The sequence below is a fragment of the Azospirillum isscasi genome (assembly GCF_030849505.1).
Classification (GTDB): Bacteria; Pseudomonadota; Alphaproteobacteria; order Azospirillales; family Azospirillaceae; genus Azospirillum; species Azospirillum isscasi.
In genome coordinates this window covers 1-16,639 of the sequence record NZ_JAUJFI010000018.1, presented here as the reverse complement: position 1 = coordinate 16,639, position 16,639 = coordinate 1, and the positions used below count along the sequence as shown (strand labels likewise).

Here is a 16,639-nt window from a genome sequence, read left to right as displayed (position 1 = left end):
CGCGGAAGCGGATATGACGACGGGCCGGCGGAGCGATCCGCCGGCCCGTTCCTTTTTCACGAGAGGCGCTTTCAGGAGACCGATTGCAGGCGGCGCACACGCCCCAGCAGCAGCTTGCCCAGCAGCGCCCGGCCCGCCGATCCCATGCCGGGGCCGAACACCGCGGCCACCAGGAACATCAGCACAAGCACCACCTTCTCCGCGGTGAAGGCCGGATCGATCTCGGTCCCGAACAGGTACCAGCCCACCCCATAGGCGAGGGCCGCCGGCACCAGAATCCAGCCGATGCGCACGGCGTTCAACGGCATCTCGTCGCGGCAGATGCGGCGGCGCACCGTCTCGGTCAGCACGATCTGGAAGACCTCCCGCCCGAGATTGGCGAGCGCGGCACCCAGCAGGCCCCACTGCCAGACCATGCCCAGGGCCAGCGCCGACCCCACCGCGAGGCTGGCCGCGGAGATCCAGGGCAGCACGCCGACGCGCTTGGCCTTCAGGATCGCCACCTCCGGATTCATCCTCACCCCATGCAGCACATAGGCCAGCACCAGGAAGGGCATGCTGGCCAGCACCGGGGTGTAGTCGGCGGACGCGATCAGCCACAGGATCTCCGGCGCGGTCAGCGCCAACCCCAGCCCGGCCCCGGTCAGCAGCACGACGAACAGGTGGAAGACGAAATCCGCCTGGGCGTGGTCCGCCGCGCCATGCTGCGCCTCCAGCCGGCTGACCGACCAGATTTGCAGGAAGGAGGCGGTCAGGAACATGAAGAGGATCTGCGACAGCCGCATCCCGAAGGCGAACAGACCCACCGCCGCCGTGGACAGCAGGATGTTCAGCAGCCAGCGCGAGACGAAGTTGTTGGCGATGTCCAGAAGCGACTGCGGCGCGTAGGGCAGCCCCAGCACCGCCACCCGCTTCAGGATCGGGAAGGAGAAGGAAACCCCCGTGTCCCTCAGGATCGCCACGACCAGCAGCACGCCCAGCGCCAGGAAGGACGCGCCGTTCGCCAGGAAGATGCCCTCCACCCCAAGGCCGAGCGCCCACAGGAACAGCAGGTTGAAGGCCAGCAGCGCAACCACTTTCGCCAGCGACACCAGCAGGCACAGGCCCGACCGCTTGCGCGCCCGGTAATAGGCCAGCGCCAGCTCGAACAGGGTGGTGAGCGCGACGCCGGCCAGCGCGATCGCCATCACCGCCGCGTGGCCGGGGGAGCCGAACATCGCCCAGCTTCCCGCCATCCCCAGCGGCCAGGCCAGCCCGACCATCGCCACGGACGTCCCGACCACCGCCAGCAGGCAGGTGCTGGCGACGCGCCTCCGGTCGCCCTCCTCCGCATGTTCGAAATAGACGGCGGTGAAGGCGTTGTTCATGCCGATCATCAGCATGACCGCCAGCAGGTCGGCGACCACCACCACCAGCGCGTAGACACCGAATTCGGAAGGGCTGAGAAGCCGGGTGTAGAGCGGCAGGAGCAGAAGCCCGGCAGCCCGGTTGACCACGTTGGCCAGCATGAACAGCCAACCGTGCTTCAGGATCGTCGCTGCTTCGGACGCCATCAGGAACTCCGCCTAGAACTCCGCCGAGAACTCCGGTGGGGCGGCGCTGCCGCACCCGCGAACGCAATTGGGATGATTGGAACCGGAATGGGAGGTTTCAACTTCACGTTGGCGTCTTCACCTTCTTCTTCGGACTTATTCCGATGGCACCCCGTGCCCCCACTCCGGCCCTCCCCCGCTTTCGCAGGGGAGGGAGATTCATGCGAAGCGGCGGCAGTCCCCTCCCCTGCGAAAGCGGGCGAGGGCCGGAGTGGGGGCAAGGCTCCAACGCACAATCCACCCAGGGTGCAAACCCGTCCCACCGCGATCAACGGAGCTTTGGAGAGGCCCGGTCATCCGTAATCGTCCGCCGGCTTCTTACGGGATACGTCCGCGCTGCGGGCCATACGGGACGGGCACGCCACCCGGAACAACGCGCCGCCATCCGGCACCGCACCCGGCCATAGGAGGCGGGGAACATCCTCCCTTTACCACCAAATTGCGGGGAGGATGGTGGTAGGCGGAGCGAAGCCGGAGCAGCGCCGCCGCCGATCCGGATGATCCGGACGAAGTCATCCGCCTTTCTTAATCTCTTCAAATACGCCCAACGGAAACCACTCATCATGTAAGGGGTATTGCCGCCGGCTGAGGAAGCCTCTTGTGATTTGTTGATTAACGGCAGCCTCTATCCTAATTCGTGGACAACAGCGCAACCCCCTGATCTGTCTGCACGGGGGTAAGGAACGCGCTGATATTTGTGTGTCTTTCGGAACACAGGAAGACTCAAAGAAAAAGCTGATGTGAGGCCGTCTCACGCTGCGGCGCGTTAGGTCAGGCGCGAGGCGGATGGCATTCCGTTTCACACATAAATGGGACCTGCGATGAGCAAACTCGACCCAGAAGCGGTCATCAATCTGGCCCCGGTGAAGAAGACGGCCATGCCGGCGGTGGGACCCGGGCTGCTGCTGGCGCTGTCCGACGGCTTCATGCTCGCCCTGCTCGGCTGGACGCTGCTCCGGCTGTTCGGCAGCGACGCCCTGTCCGCGGAGGCGGACCTGTCGCAGCGCGCCCTGGTCACCGGCCTGATGCTGGTGCCGCTGGTGAAATCGGTCTTCGGAATCTACTCGCTCGGCCGTTTCGACTATCTGGAGCGGACCCGCCGCACTTTCCAGGCGGCCCTGCTGTCGGTCGCCGTGCTGGCCGTGCCCTTCATCGTCATGGACGGCTTCCGTTCCTTTTTCGTGGAGGCGCTGTCGGTCGCCCTGGTCGGCTTCGCCATCACCTACGCCGCCGATCTGCTGCTGGTGCACGGCCTGATGGCCAGCGCCCTGAACTGGCGCACCCCGGTGGTGATCGTCGGCGCCGGCCCGCAGGGGGCCGCCATCGCGGAAAAGCTGCAACGGCTGCCCTGGCTGGGCATGCGCCCGGTCTGCTTCTTCGACGACGACGACACGCTGTGGCAGACCCGCGTCGCCAACCTGCCGGTGGTCGGCTCGACGGAGCTTCTCGCCAAGTCCCCAGCCTACGCCCAACAGGCCCAGGCGGCCATCGTCGCCGACATCGGGCGCCACGGTGCGGACCTGACGGCGCTGGTCGCGCGGCTGCCCTTCAAACAGGTCTATTGCCTGCTGGGCGAGGGCAACGTCAGCGCCGTGGACGCCACCTACCACAACCTGCACGGCTCGCTGGCGCTGCGCGTCTCGGTCCGCCCGCCGACCAGCTACCTGCGCATCCGCCGCGCCCTGGACATCCTGCTGTCGGGCATCCTGCTGGTGGCGGTGGCGCCGCTGATGCTGGGCATCGCCGCGGCGATCCGGCTGGACAGCCCCGGCCCGGTCATGTTCCGCCAGAAGCGCTGGGCCGGCGGCGACAAGACCTTCGACGTGCTGAAGTTCCGCTCGATGCACATCAACGCGGAAGAGCATCTCCAGCGCCTTCTGGAGAACGATCCGAAGATGCGCGAAGAGTACATGACCTACCACAAGCTGACCTACGACCCGCGCATCACCCCGGTCGGCCGCTTCCTGCGCAAGACCTCGCTCGACGAGCTGCCGCAACTCTGGAACATCCTGACGGGCGACATGAGCCTGATCGGTCCGCGCGCCTACATGCCGAAGGAACTGCCGGAGGTCGGCGCCTCGGCGGAAGTCATCGGTTCCGTCCGTCCGGGCCTGACCGGCTACTGGCAGGTGTCGGGCCGCCACCGCACCACCTTCCAGGAGCGCGTCGCCATGGACGTCTTCTACGTCCGCAACTGCGGCCTGCTGTTCGACTTCTACATCCTGTGCAAGACCGCGGTGATCGTCCTGAAAGGCGACGGGTCATGACCCCGCGGCGCTCCATCCGGGCCCCTCTTCCCACGCGGGAGAGGGGCTTTCCCTTTTCTGGAGCGAGCCTTCCCACGCCCTCCCGGACCCGCAAGATCGGGGTGTCCGGCCCAACCGGAGGTAGCCCCGACGGGGGCGGCCTCCTTCGGCCTAACGCCTCCGCCCGGCTACAGGTCCGGGCATCGGGTTGGCATCTTCAGAGTGCGATGCGGTGTGCGCCCGATGGGCGTTCACTGCCCATCACAGCCCTTTTCACCGGAACAGCGGCCCCATGAAAGTCCTCGAAGTTCTGGAAAAGAGCGTCACCGTCTTCTGCATCGTCTCGTTCGGCGGCTCGGTGCTTCCGGCGCTGCTGACCGGCGGCGGCACGACCGATCCGGACGCGCCCGGCGCCGTCATCTATTTCATGGCCGTCTACGTCATGATCCTGGCGCTGATCGCGGCGCGGCCCAGCCTGGCCTTCCGCCTGCCGACGGGCAGCCCGGCGGTGTCGCTGATCGTGGCGCTGGCCTTCCTGTCGGCCCTGTGGTCGATCTATCCGGACGTGACGCTGCGCCGCGCGGTGGCCTTCCTGTTCACCACGGCCTTCGCGGTCTATCTGGCCCTGCGCTACAGCTTCCCGGAGATCGTCCGGATGCTGGCGACCGGCCTGTCGATCCTGATGGTGCTGTCCTACGTCTCGGTCTTCGCGATGCCGGCGGTCGGGCTGGACAGCGAACAGCATGTCGGCGCCTGGAAGGGCATCTTCTGGCAGAAGAACGTCACGGGCCGCATGATGGTGTGGCTGGTGCTCTGCCTGCTCTGGCTCGACTGGACGCGCGAGGGCAAGCGCTGGGTGGTCCGCCCGTTGCTGCTGATGGCCCTGCTGCTGATCGTGATGAGCCGGTCGGGCACGGGTCTGGTCACCTCGATCCTGGTCGCCGGCCTGCTGCTCGCCAGCGGCTTCGTGCGCGGCGGCATCCGCAGCTTCGCGCCGGCCATGGCCTTCATCCTGCTGGTCGCCGTGGTCGGCATCACCAGCGGCACGACCTTCTGGCACGACATCCTCTACATGCTGGGCCGCGACCCGACGCTGACCGGACGCACGGTGCTGTGGGAGCACACGCTGATGTCGATCCAGGACCGCTTCCTGCTCGGCTGGGGCTACGGCGCCTACTGGTACGGGGCCTATGGGCCGGGCAGCACCTTCACCCAGGGCTGGGGCATCAACTCCGCCCACAACGGCTGGATCGAGGCGTGGCTGGACCTGGGCCTGCCCGGCGTGATCCTGACGGCGATGCTGATGGGCCGCCTGCTGATCCAGGGCTTCGCCGCCGTCCGCTACAGCGGGAACCGCGCCGAGCCGGCCTGGATCTTCACCGTCGGCTGCGCGCTGATGCTGATCTCCATTTCGGAAAGCGTGTTCCTGGAACGCCACTCGCTGAACTGGATCGTGCTGGTGGTCGCGGTGACCCGCCTCGTGCAGCGCCGCCGCTGGGCCAAGATGCAGGCCCGGATGCAGGACCGGCACACCGCGCCGCAAGCCGCCTTCGCCAGTTCCTCCCCTTACGGAACCTCCTACGCCGCGCCTCCGTCCGCCGGCTGGAGCGGTCCGGCCCGGCCCGGCTGACGGAAGGAGGCCCCCTCATGTTCCGCCCCGAATCTCCGTCGCGACAGAAGGTAATGTCATGACGTCCCCGCAAGAGATGGTCACCGTCGTCATTCCCACCCGCAACCGGCCCGACATGGTGGCGCGGGCGGTGGAAAGCGCCCTGGCCCAGACCTACGCCCCGCTGGAGGTCGTCGTCGTCATCGACGGCCCCGACCCCGCCACCGAGGAGCGCCTGAGGGCGTTCGGCGATCCCCGGCTGACCGTGATCCCGCTGGAACGGAACCGCGGCGCCGCCGGAGCCCGCAATCTGGGCGTGGAGCGTGCGCAGGGCGCCTGGATCGCCTTCCTCGACGACGACGACGAATGGATGCCCGGCAAGATCGCCCTGCAGATGGCCGCCCGTCCCCCGGGCGTGCGCTACCCGATCATGAGCTGCCGCTGCAAGGTCGTGACGGCCCGCGGCGACTTCGAATGGCCGCGCCGGCTGTGCACCCCGCGGGACCGGATCGGCGACTACCTGTTCGTCCGGCACGGGCTGTTCAAGGGCGAGACCTTCGCCCCCACCACCACGCTGCTGGCGCCGAAGGCGCTTCTGCTGCGCCAGCCCATCCCGAAATCGGCCTTCGACGACTGGGAATGGCTGATCGCCTGCGGGCGGATCGAAAGCTGCGCCCTGGTCACCGTGCCGGAGGTGCTGGCCGTCCACTACACGGAATCGGACCGCATCACCCTGTCCACCTGCCACAACATCGACATGGCCCTGAACTGGGCGGAATCGATGCGGCCCATGCTGTCGCCGCGCGCCTACGCCAGCCTGCTTCTCCAGGCCACCGGCGGGGAGCAGGCGGCGCGCACGCCGGCGGTGCGCAAGCGCATCCTGAAATCGGCGTTGCGGGACGGCGCGCCGACCCCGATGGCGCTGACCACCTTCCTGATGCATTCGCTGATGCCGGTCGGGCTGCGGCGCCGGCTGCGTCAGGCCATCTTCTCGGCTCCCGGCACGGCGTGAGGACAGCATGGCTTTCAAGCGCAAGAAGGCTGCTGCCCGCGCCTGCGTTGTCTTCGCCACCCCCGGCGCCCTGGATGGCGGCGGGGGGATCGGGCGGATGACCGGCTACATCGTCGATGCCTTCCGCAACAGCCCGTCCGCCCCGGAGACGGTGGTGCTGGACACCCGCGGCACCGGCAGCGTGTTCCTGTCGCCGCTGTATCTGGCGGGCACGCTGGCCCGGCTGGGCGCGCTGATGGTTCTGCGCCGGCCCTCGGTCGTGCACATCAACGTGTCGGAAAACGCCAGCTTCTGGCGCAAGGCGGTGGTGCAGCTCTTCGCCGGGCTGTTCTCCTGCCCCACGGTGGTGCATCTGCACGGCGCCTCCTTCGTCGAGTATTTCAACAAGGGACCGGTGTCCCGCGCGATCAGCCGCTGGCTGTTCGACCGCTGCGGCATCGCGCTGGTGCTGGGCGAGAGCTGGCGCAGCTTCCTGGTCCAGTCGGTCGGGACGGACCCGCACAAGGTGCGGGTGCTCTACAACGCGGTGCCGGACATCGGCGCCGACCTGCCCGTCCGCGCGGCCCCGCCGCCGGGGGCGATCGTGTCGCTCCTGGTGCTGGCCAACCTGTCGGAGCGCAAGGGCATCGGCACGCTGCTGCGCGCCTGCCACCTGATGAAGGAGCAGGGTTTCCGCTTCCGCGTGACCATCGGCGGCGGCGGCGACGTGGAGGGCTACCGCCGCATGGCCGCGGAGCTGGGCGTGGACGGCGAATGCCGCTTCGAAGGCTGGATCTCGCGCGAACAGGCGCACGGCCATCTGCGCGACCACGACATGCTGCTGCTGCCCTCGACCCACGAAGGGCTTCCCATGGTGATCCTGGAGGCGCTGTCCGCCGGCATGCCGGTGGTCACCACCCCGGTCGGCTCGATCCCGGAGGTGCTGACCGACGGGGAGACCGCGCGCATCGTCCCGGTCAACGACCCGGAGGCGCTGGCCCGGGCGGTCCGCGACCTCGCCGCCCACCCGGCGCTCTACACCCGCCTGTCGGTGGAGGGGCGCCGGCTGTTCCTGGAGAAGTTCGTGATCGAGGCCTACGGCCGCAGCCTTCAGGACCTCTATGCGGAGCTTGCCCGCCCCGACGCGGTGCGGCGCCCGTCTCTGGGGGCGCTGCCCGACGCCGCGGCGGCCAAGCCGTCGCTGACCCGCGCGGGCCGGCAGTAGGACCCATTGTTCCGCGGCGCCTTCATTTCTTCCTCCCTGAAGCCTCGCGAGGGGAGCGCGACAGTCAGGAGCGGATATGATCTACATCGTTTCACCCGGCGGAACGCTCGAAAAGGGCGGCATGGGGCGGATCGTCGACAACTTCACGGCGGACCTGAAGCAGCACCGGCCCGACGTGAAGTTCGAGGTGATCGACAGCTACGGGCCGGACGCGAAATTCCATCTGATGCCTTTCTACTTCGCCGCCGCGATGCTGCGCCTGTTCGGCTGCTTCGTGACCGGCAAGGCCCAGCTCGTGCACATCCACATGGCGGAGTACGGCAGCGTGCTGCGCAAGGGGCTGATCGTCGCCATGGCCTCGCTGTTCCGGGTGCCGGTCGTCCTGCATCTGCACGGCGGCCGCTTCCCCAAGCATTACGAGGACGCCAGGCCGCCGTCGCGCTGGGCCATCCGCCACATGATGGCGATGACCAGCGAGGTGGTGGTGCTGGGCGAATACTGGCGCAACTGGGTGGTGACCACCTTCCCCACCGTGGGCCGCGTGACCCTGCTGCACAACGCCGTGCCGGGGCCGGAGGCGATCCCGGACCGCGCCGGGGACGGGCCGGTGCGCCTGCTGTTCCTGGGGCGCCTGATCAAGCTGAAGGGCATCGACGTCCTGCTGGACGCGCTGGCGTCGGACGTCTGCCGCAGCCGGTCCTGGCACCTGACCATCGCCGGCGACGGCGATCTGGAGTGCTACCGCGCGCAGGCCAGGACCCTGGGGCTGGAAGACCGCGTGCGCTTCACCGGCTGGCTCGACCAGGCGGGCTGCCGGAAGGAGCTGGTGCAGGCCCATGTGCTGGTCCAGCCCTCCATGTTCGAAGGCTTGCCGATGTCGGTGCTGGAAGCCATGGCCAACGGCCTGACCATCGTCGCCACCCCGGTCGGCAGCGTGGGCGACGCCATCGCCGACGAGGAGACCGGCCTGCTGGTTCCGCCGGGCGACCGGGCGGCGCTGGCCGAGGCGCTGGCCCGCGTGATCGACGACGCGGAGCTGCGCCGCCGCCTGGGCCGGGGCGCACGCCTGCGCTTCGAGCGGCAGTTCGACATCGCCGTCTACCGGGAACGCATCATCGAGATCTACCGCCGCAACGCCCGCGGCTGGATGTCCGATCCGTCGCACGCCGCACCGCTCGGCCCGCGCCGGGCGCGCTCCGGCTGACGGCAGGCAAAAGCGCCGGAAACAAGGCGCCGGAACCACAGCAGAGGTCCAATCCCCATGAAGCAAGCCATCGCGGCCGGAATCGTGCGCTGGACGGGAGTCGGCGCCCTGTTCCGCAATCTGTTCGCGCGCCGGAACGTGACCATCGTCGTCTATCACGACCCGGACCCGGAGGTCATGCGCGCCCATCTCGCCTGGTACGCCGAACGCTACAGCTTCACCACGCTGGACGCGGTGGCCGACGCGCTGGAGAGCGGGCGGTGGGGTGACCTGCCGCCCTATCCGCTGGTCGTCACCTTCGACGACGGCCACCGTAACAACGCCCGCCTCGAACCGCTGTTCCGCGAGTTCGGGGTGCGCCCGACCGTTTATCTGTGCAGCCGCGTGGTCGGCACCGCCCGCCCCTATTGGTGGAAGACCGCCGCCGCCGGACGGATCGGCGTGGAGACGCTGAAGCGCGTTCCCGATCCCGAGCGCCGCCGCCGTCTGACCGAGGCCGGCGACGATCCGGACCTGGACGGCGCCGACCGCCAGTCGCTGACCTGGGACGAGGTGCGGCATCTGGCCTCCGTCGCCGATTACGGCGCCCACACCCGCACCCACCCGATCCTCCTGCAATGCGACGACCGGCGCTGCGCCGAGGAGATCGCGCTCTGCCGGACGGAGCTGGAGGAGGCGACCGGCCTGCCCTGCCGCCATTTCGCCTTCCCCAACGGCGATTTCAGCGACCGCGAGGTGGCGATCATCCGGCAGGCGGGCTACCGCACCGCACGCACCATCGATCCGGGCTGGAACGGCCCGAAGTCCGACCCGCTGCGCCTGCGCGCCGTGCCCATTTCCGACGACGCTTCGGTGGACTGGCTGTCCGTCCAGGTGACCGGCATCCCGGCCTGGCTGCGCAAGCGCAAGGGCGGCGGCGTCACGCCCGCTCCGGCGCCGACGCACGGCGATCCGCTGCCGGCGGCGTGATTCCCGCCAAGGCGTTCCCCTGGGCCCCCAGCAACCATGACGGGAGCCGTAGGCCCAGCCTACGCCGCAAGTCAGAGAGGGTTCCCCAAGAGTACGAGAAGGTATTCCCCCCTCAATTGCAATGCTCCTGAGTGGTTAGCCACTGTCTTCACCGCCCGATCGTCCTTTGCACTCTCGAAAACACCGCAATTGAATGCAATAAAGAATGACGTACTCGGCGGCGTTGCCGGAACCTCTCTGCAAGGAACGGGAATTTGCTTTCCTGATCCCACGCAACGAGGCGGTAACACCGAAAGGAACGGATCGGCCCCTTTGGATTAATCCTCCCTTGGGGCCGGCCTCTCCGTCCCGATCTGCCGGCCAAGGATCGACGATCAAACCCACAGGAGTTGCCAGCGACATGCGGACCGCCACCACCACCGAGACGACGACCCTGAGCGCACCCGCCACCCAGGAAATCCGCGCCTTCATCGTGGAGAACTTCCTGCTGGGCAGCGACTCCGGCTTCGACAACGCCGAATCCCTGCTGGAGACCGGCATCATCGACTCCACCGGCATCATGCATGTCGTGGCCTTCCTGGAGGAGCACTTCGGCATCCTCGTGGAGGACGAGGACATGGTGGCCGACAACCTGGAATCGGTCAGCCGCATCGCCGCCTACGTCGAGCGCAAGCGCGCCCTGAAGGACGCGGCCTGATCCTCCGCCGGACGGACCAGACCATCGGGACAGACACCGAAGCCAGGCAAGGGAACAGCGTCATGGCGCACCTGCTTCATCAGTTCCTCAGCGAAACCGCCGCCAGCCGGCCGCATCACACCGCGCTGATCGCGGGCGACACCGCCGCCACCTTCGCCGAGCTGGACCGCCAGAGCGACGCCGTCGCCTGCGCGCTCCAGTCCGCCGGGGTGGTGCGCGGCGACCGCGTGGCGGTGATGCTGGAGAACTCGATCGAGTATGTCGCCGGGCTGTTCGGCGCGCTGAAGGCCGGCGCCGTCTATGTCCCCGTCAACCCGTCCACCAAGGCGGACAAGCTGGCCTACATCCTGACCGACGCCGGCGTGCGGGCGCTGATCGCTCCCGCCGCGCTCGCCCGGCAGGTTGTGCCGGCGGCTGGCGAGGCGCCTCACCTCGTCACCACGCTGTGGGTTGGGCCCGCCGTGCCGGCCGGGGCCGGCGGGCTCTCCTTCACCGACATCGTGGCCGCCCACCCATCCGCCGCGGCGGATGGCAAACCGCTCGACCGGGGCCTGATCGACCAGGATCTGGCCGCCATCCTCTACACCTCCGGAACCACCGGGCGGCCCAAGGGCGTGATGCTCAGCCACGCCGCGCTGGTGAACACCACCTGGTCGATCTCCACCTATCTGGAGAACACGCCCGACGACGTCGTGATGTGCGTCCTGCCGCTGACCTTCGGGTACGGCCTGTCGCAGGTCCTGACCGGGGCGCGGGTCGGCTTCACGGTGGTTCTGGAACGTTCCTTCGCCTTTCCGGCGGAAACGCTGGCGCGCATGGTGAAGCACCGCATCACCGGCCTGCCCGGCGTGCCGACCTTCTTCTCCACCCTTCTGGGGATGGAGGCTCTGAAGACCGCCGACCTGTCCTCCCTGCGCTACCTGACCAACGCGGCGGCCCCCCTGCCCACCGCCCACATCGACCGTCTGCGCGAGCGCTTCCCGGACGCCGCCTTCTACTCGATGTACGGCATGACGGAATGCTGCACCCGCATCTGCTACCTCGACCCGCGGGACCTCGGCGCCAAGACCGCTTCGGTGGGCCGGGCCATCCCCAACTGCGAAGCCTATGTGGTGGACGAGCTGGGCAACCGCGCCGCACCGGGCGAGGTGGGCGAGCTGGTGGTGCGCGGCGCCAACGTGATGCGCGGCTACTGGAACCGCCCGGAGGAAACCGCCAGACGCCTGCGCAGCGGGCCGCAGGGCGAGACGCTGCTCTACACCGGCGACCTCTTCACCATGGACGCCGACGGCTGCCTCTACTTCGTCAGCCGCAAGGACGACGTGTTCAAGTGCCGCGGCGAGAAGGTCAGCCCCAAGGAGGTCGAGAACGCCCTCTACGAGCTGGAAGCCGTGGTCGAGGCCGCCGTTCTCGGCGTGCCCGACCCCGCCGACGGCATGGCGGTGAAGGCTTATCTGGTCGTCCGCCCCGGCGCCACCCTGACGGAAACGGCGATCCGCCAGCACTGCCGGGGCCGGTTGGAAAGCCATCTGGTGCCCAAATTCATCGAGATCCGCGACGAGCTGCCGAAGACCGAGTCCGGCAAGATCAAGCGCGCGATGCTCGCCGAAACCGCCTGACCCTTTTCCGCTGGACCATCTTCCCGCTGGACCACGACACACAGGAGAGCGTGCGATGTGTGGTGTCGCCGGAGTTCTCGCCGGGCCGCGCGCCGAGCCCGCCGGACTCGACGAACTGAAGCGCATGATCGCCATGATCGGGCACCGCGGCCCGGACGGCTACGGCTTCTACCGCGACGGGCGGATCGGGCTGGCCCACGCGCGCCTCAGCATCGTCGGTCTGGCCGGCGGCTTCCAGCCGATCCACAACGAGGAGCGGACGCTGTGGATCACCTTCAACGGCGAGATCTTCAACCACGTCGAACTGCGGCGTGACCTGGAGGCGCGCGGGCACCGCTTCTACACCCGCACCGACACCGAGGTGGTCGTCCACGCCTTCGAGGAATACGGCCCCGCCGCCTGGGCCAAGCTGAACGGCCAGTTCGCCATCGGCCTTTGGGACGCCGCGAAGCGGGAGCTGTGGCTGGTCCGCGACCGGCTGGGCATCCTGCCGCTGTTCTACGCCCGCAGCGGCGACCATCTGGCCTTCGCGTCGGAGGCCAAGGCCCTGTTCGGCGGCGGGCGGATCGAGCCGCGCTTCGACGCCGCCCGGCTGGCCCAGGTCTTCACCCATTGGAGCGTCGCCCCCCAGGGCAGCGTCTTCGCCGGGGTGCAGAGCGTGCCGCCGGCCACCGCCATCCGCATCGACGCCGACCTGCGCCTGCACGAGGCCCGCTATTGGGAGCCGGACATGGCCGGCGATCCCGCCCTGTCCCGCCTCACGCTGGACGAGGCGGCGGACCGGCTGGAGGAAAAGCTGCTCGACGCCATCCGCCTGCGGCTGCGCGCCGACGTGCCGGTCGGCGTCTACATCAGCGGCGGTTTGGACAGCTCCGTCATCGCGGCGCTGGCCCGCAAGCTCGACACCACGCAGATGCACAGCTTCGGCGTGCGCTTCGCCGACACCGCCTTCGACGAGACCCCGCAACAGCGGCTGGTCGCCAACCATGTCGGGACCGAGCATCACGACATCCTCTGCGGGGCGGAGGACATCCAGGCGGCCCTGCCCGACGTGATCTGGCACGGCGAATCGCCGCTGGTCCGCACCGCCCCGGCGCCGCTGTTCCTGCTCTCCCGCCTCGTCCGCGACAGCGGCATCCGCGTCGTGTTGTCCGGCGAGGGCGCCGACGAGTGGCTGGCCGGCTACGACATCTTCAAGGAGGACAAGGTCCGCCGCTTCTGGGCACGGCAGCCGCACTCCACGGCGCGCCCGAAGCTTCTCAGCCGCATCCACCCCTACGCCGCGGCCAACGGCCAGAAGGACAGCCCGCTCTGGCAGGCTTTCTGGAAGCGCGGCATGGCGGAGACGGACGATCCCTTCTACGCCCACCGCATCCGCTGGCAGAACACCGCCTGGACCCAGCGCCTGCTGGCGGCGGACGTGCGCTCCGCGGCCAACGCGCAGGCGTTCGATCAGGCGGTGGCCGCCCATCTGCCCGCCGGCTGGTCGCGCTGGAGCCCGCTCGCCCGCACCCAGTGGACGGAGATCGCCGCCTTCATGTCGCCTTACCTGCTGACCAGCCAGGGCGACCGGGTGGCGATGGCCCACAGCATCGAGGTCCGCTATCCCTTCCTCGACCCGGAGGTGGACGACCTCTGCGCCGCCCTGCCCGACCGGGTCAAGATGCTGGGGCTGCGCGACAAGCTGGCGCTGCGCCGCGTCGCCTCGCGTCTGCTGCCGGCGGAGATCTTCCACCGTCCGAAGCGCCCCTACCGCGCCCCGATGACCACCGCCCTCTTCGGCGCCCAGGCCCCGGCCTATGTCCAGGACCTGCTGTCCGAGGAGTCGCTGAACCGCTACGGGCTGGTGGACGCCGCCGGCGTCGCCGCGCTGGCCGCCAAGGCCCACCGCCAGGACGGCCGCATGGCCGGCGAGCGCGAGGAGATGGCGCTGGTCGGCGTGCTCACCCTCCAGATGCTCGCCCGGAACGTGCTGGACGAGCTGCCGGGCCGGGCCTCGTCGCTCCGCGCCCGCTTGGACGCCGCGCCCATCCACATTCTCGAAGAGCATTTGGACAGCGCCGCCGCCTGATCCGGCGCAGTCCCCAGGCACAGTCCCATCCAACAGTCGATGCAACAACGCCAACCGGGAAAACCGACACCATGCTGAACGCCCTGCATCCCTTCGACGCCAACGCCCTCTCGCTCGACTGCGCGGCTGCGGCGCGGGAGATCGAACAGTTCATCCAGCGCACCGTCGCCCACGACCTGAAGCGCCAGGGCGTCGTGCTCGGCGTGTCCGGCGGCATCGACAGCTCGGTCTGCGCGGCGCTGGCCGTGCGCGCGCTGGGGCCGGACCGCGTGCTGGCCATCCTGATGCCGGAGAAGGAATCCTCGCCCGACAGCACCCGCCGGGGCCGGCTGCTCTGCGAGAGCCTGGGCGTCGAGCCGATCATGGAAAACATCACGGCGCCGCTGACCGCGCTCGGCTGCTACGACCGCCGCGACAGCGCCATCCGCCGCCTGTTCCCGGAATACGGGCCGGGCTGGAAGCAGAAGATCGGGCTGGCCGCCGGACTGCTCGACGCCGACCGCGTCAACTACTTCACCATGACGGTGGAGTCGCCGGAGGGCGACCGCCAGACCAGCCGCATGCCGGTGGACGTCTATCTGTCGGTGGTCGCCGCCACCAACCTGAAGCAGCGCGTCCGCAAAACCATGGAATACACCCACGCCGACCGGCTGAACTATTCCGTGCTCGGCACGCCGAACCGGCTGGAGTATGAGCTGGGCTTCTTCGTGCGCGGCGGCGACGGTCTGGCCGACCTGAAGCCGATCGCCCACCTGTTCAAGACGCAGGTCTACCAGATGGCCGCCTACCTCGGCCTGCCCGACGACATCCAGAGCCAGTCGCCGAGCACCGACACCTACACCCTGCCGCAGTCGCAGGAGGAGTTCTACTACGCCATCCCCTACGACAAGCTGGATCTGGCGCTCTGCGCCTATGGCCGCGGCGTGCCGGAGGACGAGGCGGCCCGCGCCCTGAACCTGTCCGTCGATCAGGTTCGCCGCGTCTACAAGGACATCGTCCTGAAACGCCGCACCTCGGGCCGCATCCTGCGCAACGCCGCGCTGGTGCAGCCGGTCGAGGTTGACGGGAGCGACGCATGACCGCAATGCCCTGGCTTCAGCGGGGTGTGGAACGGTTCCTGTCCGAAGACCGCGTCGCGCTGGAGTCCTTCCAGCGCGACCACTTCGGCGCGGACTCCCCGCTGCTGGACGGCGCCCATTTCCACTGGCTGTTCGAGGAACCGCCCACTCCCGATCCGGAGGGGATGCAGCTCTGGGTCTGCAAGCGGAACGGGGGGATCGTCGGCCAGCAGGCGGGCATCCCCTTTGCGCTGAAGGTGGGGGGGCGGGTGCGCCGCGCCTCCTGGGCGATCGACCTGATGGTCGCCCCGGAATGGCGGCTGCGCGGCGTCGGGCCGGGCCTGTCAGAGACCCACGCCGCCGCCAGCGAGGTGAGCGTCTCCCTGTCGATGACCGACGCCGCCTACAAGTCCTACAAGCGCGCGGGCTGGCTGGATCTGGGGAACATCCCGACCTACCTGCGCGTGATCGACCCGCCGCGCTGCCTGCGCGTCAGCCCCTATGACGGTGGGCTCGCCCGCATGATGGCGCGGCTGGGCAAACCGGCGATGAGCGCCGCCTCGGTCGTCGGCCACACAGCGGCCCGGACCTTCGGCGCCCGACTGGTTGAGGTGGACCGCTTCGACGAGCGCATGGACGGCCTGTGGGAGGCCGCGGCCCCGCAACATCTCTGCGCCGCCCGGCGCGACCACGCCTTCCTTCAATGGCGCTTCGACAAGATCGCCAACGCGGCGCGACACCGCCGCTTCCTGATCATGCGCCGCGACACGGTGATGGCCTATGTGGTGTTGCGGGTGGACCGCTGGCGCGGCGAGAGCGTCGGGGTGGTCTGCGATTACCTGGCCCGTCCGGGCTGGCTGATGCCCGCCTTCGCCCTTCTGGTCGAGCGCGGCCGGCGGGAGCGGATGGCCGCCCTGGTCTGCCGGACGCTGAACGCCCAGGCCGCACGCCCCCTGTCGGTGATGGGCTTCCTGTGCCTGAAGAACGGTCTGCGCCAGCCGACCCGGATGATGGCCCGGCCCGCGGCGGACCGTGCGGAACTGACCCCGTTGGTCGGCGACCCGAAGAACTGGTTCGTCACCGCAGCCGACAGCGACATGGGCTTCAAGGACTTGGGCGAGTAAAACTTGGGCGAGTAAGACTTGGGCCAGGAAAAGCCCGAACGACAAGGGCGCCCGCATCGTCGCGGGCGCCCTTGTCGTTCGGGTCGTGCACAAAGTCGAGAATGTGAGGATGCATCATCCAGTTCATGAGCGGTTTGCCGCTGCACGCGACGTTCATGAAGGATCAAGCCGATCGAGCGATTAGTAAGGCTCAGCTTCAGGCGTTGCCGCCGGTCCACATGCCTCCTATCGACG

At 68.8% G+C, this 16,639-nt stretch carries 12 protein-coding genes; 11 read left to right on the top strand and 1 reads right to left on the bottom strand.

Translation table 11 applies throughout. The annotated features are described in order from the left end of the window. Nucleotides 1-71: 71 nt before the first annotated feature. Complete coding sequence (locus QSG27_RS06085) at nt 72-1,553, bottom strand: lipopolysaccharide biosynthesis protein (RefSeq protein WP_306704237.1); 1,482 nt, start codon at nt 1,551-1,553, stop codon at nt 72-74. Nucleotides 1,554-2,413: 860 nt separating this feature from the next. On the opposite strand from QSG27_RS06085, the gene QSG27_RS06080 reads away from it, so the two are divergent. The 11 genes from QSG27_RS06080 (at nt 2,414) to QSG27_RS06030 (ending at nt 16,405) form a co-directional block, all read left to right on the top strand. Continuing rightward, complete coding sequence (locus tag QSG27_RS06080; RefSeq protein WP_306704236.1) at nt 2,414-3,859, top strand: exopolysaccharide biosynthesis polyprenyl glycosylphosphotransferase; 1,446 nt, start codon at nt 2,414-2,416, stop codon at nt 3,857-3,859. A gap of 271 nt (nt 3,860-4,130) precedes the next feature. Beyond that, nucleotides 4,131-5,468: an O-antigen ligase family protein gene (locus tag QSG27_RS06075; protein WP_306704235.1), complete on the top strand. Its 1,338-nt coding sequence runs from the start codon at nt 4,131-4,133 to the stop codon at nt 5,466-5,468. Nucleotides 5,469-5,526: 58 nt separating this feature from the next. Beyond that, nucleotides 5,527-6,459: a glycosyltransferase family 2 protein gene (locus tag QSG27_RS06070; RefSeq protein ID WP_306704234.1), complete on the top strand. Its 933-nt coding sequence runs from the start codon at nt 5,527-5,529 to the stop codon at nt 6,457-6,459. 7 nt (nt 6,460-6,466) lie between these two features. Continuing rightward, nucleotides 6,467-7,663 (top strand): glycosyltransferase family 4 protein, encoded by a 1,197-nt coding sequence (locus tag QSG27_RS06065; protein WP_306704233.1) that lies wholly within the window; start codon nt 6,467-6,469, stop codon nt 7,661-7,663. 76 nt (nt 7,664-7,739) lie between these two features. Further along, on the top strand, nt 7,740-8,867 hold the full coding sequence (locus QSG27_RS06060) for a glycosyltransferase family 4 protein (RefSeq protein ID WP_306704232.1): 1,128 nt from the start codon (nt 7,740-7,742) through the stop codon (nt 8,865-8,867). A gap of 57 nt (nt 8,868-8,924) precedes the next feature. Further along, the gene (locus QSG27_RS06055) at nt 8,925-9,836 is read left to right on the top strand and encodes a polysaccharide deacetylase family protein (protein WP_306704231.1); all 912 of its coding nucleotides are present in this window, start codon (nt 8,925-8,927) and stop codon (nt 9,834-9,836) included. Between the two features lie 400 nt (nt 9,837-10,236). Further along, the gene (locus QSG27_RS06050) at nt 10,237-10,533 is read left to right on the top strand and encodes an acyl carrier protein (RefSeq protein WP_306704230.1); all 297 of its coding nucleotides are present in this window, start codon (nt 10,237-10,239) and stop codon (nt 10,531-10,533) included. Nucleotides 10,534-10,595: 62 nt separating this feature from the next. After that, a complete protein-coding gene (locus QSG27_RS06045) occupies nt 10,596-12,152 on the top strand; it encodes a class I adenylate-forming enzyme family protein (protein ID WP_306704229.1) in 1,557 nt (518 codons plus the stop codon). Between the two features lie 55 nt (nt 12,153-12,207). Then, entirely contained in the window at nt 12,208-14,223 is a 2,016-nt protein-coding gene (gene asnB / locus QSG27_RS06040; RefSeq protein ID WP_306704228.1) for an asparagine synthase (glutamine-hydrolyzing), read from the top strand. A 71-nt stretch (nt 14,224-14,294) separates the two neighbouring features. Then, complete coding sequence (gene nadE, locus QSG27_RS06035) at nt 14,295-15,302, top strand: NAD(+) synthase (RefSeq protein ID WP_306704227.1); 1,008 nt, start codon at nt 14,295-14,297, stop codon at nt 15,300-15,302. Then, complete coding sequence (locus QSG27_RS06030; protein ID WP_306704226.1) at nt 15,299-16,405, top strand: GNAT family N-acetyltransferase; 1,107 nt, start codon at nt 15,299-15,301, stop codon at nt 16,403-16,405. Before nadE ends, QSG27_RS06030 begins: the two co-directional genes overlap by 4 nt. Nucleotides 16,406-16,639: the final 234 nt, after the last annotated feature.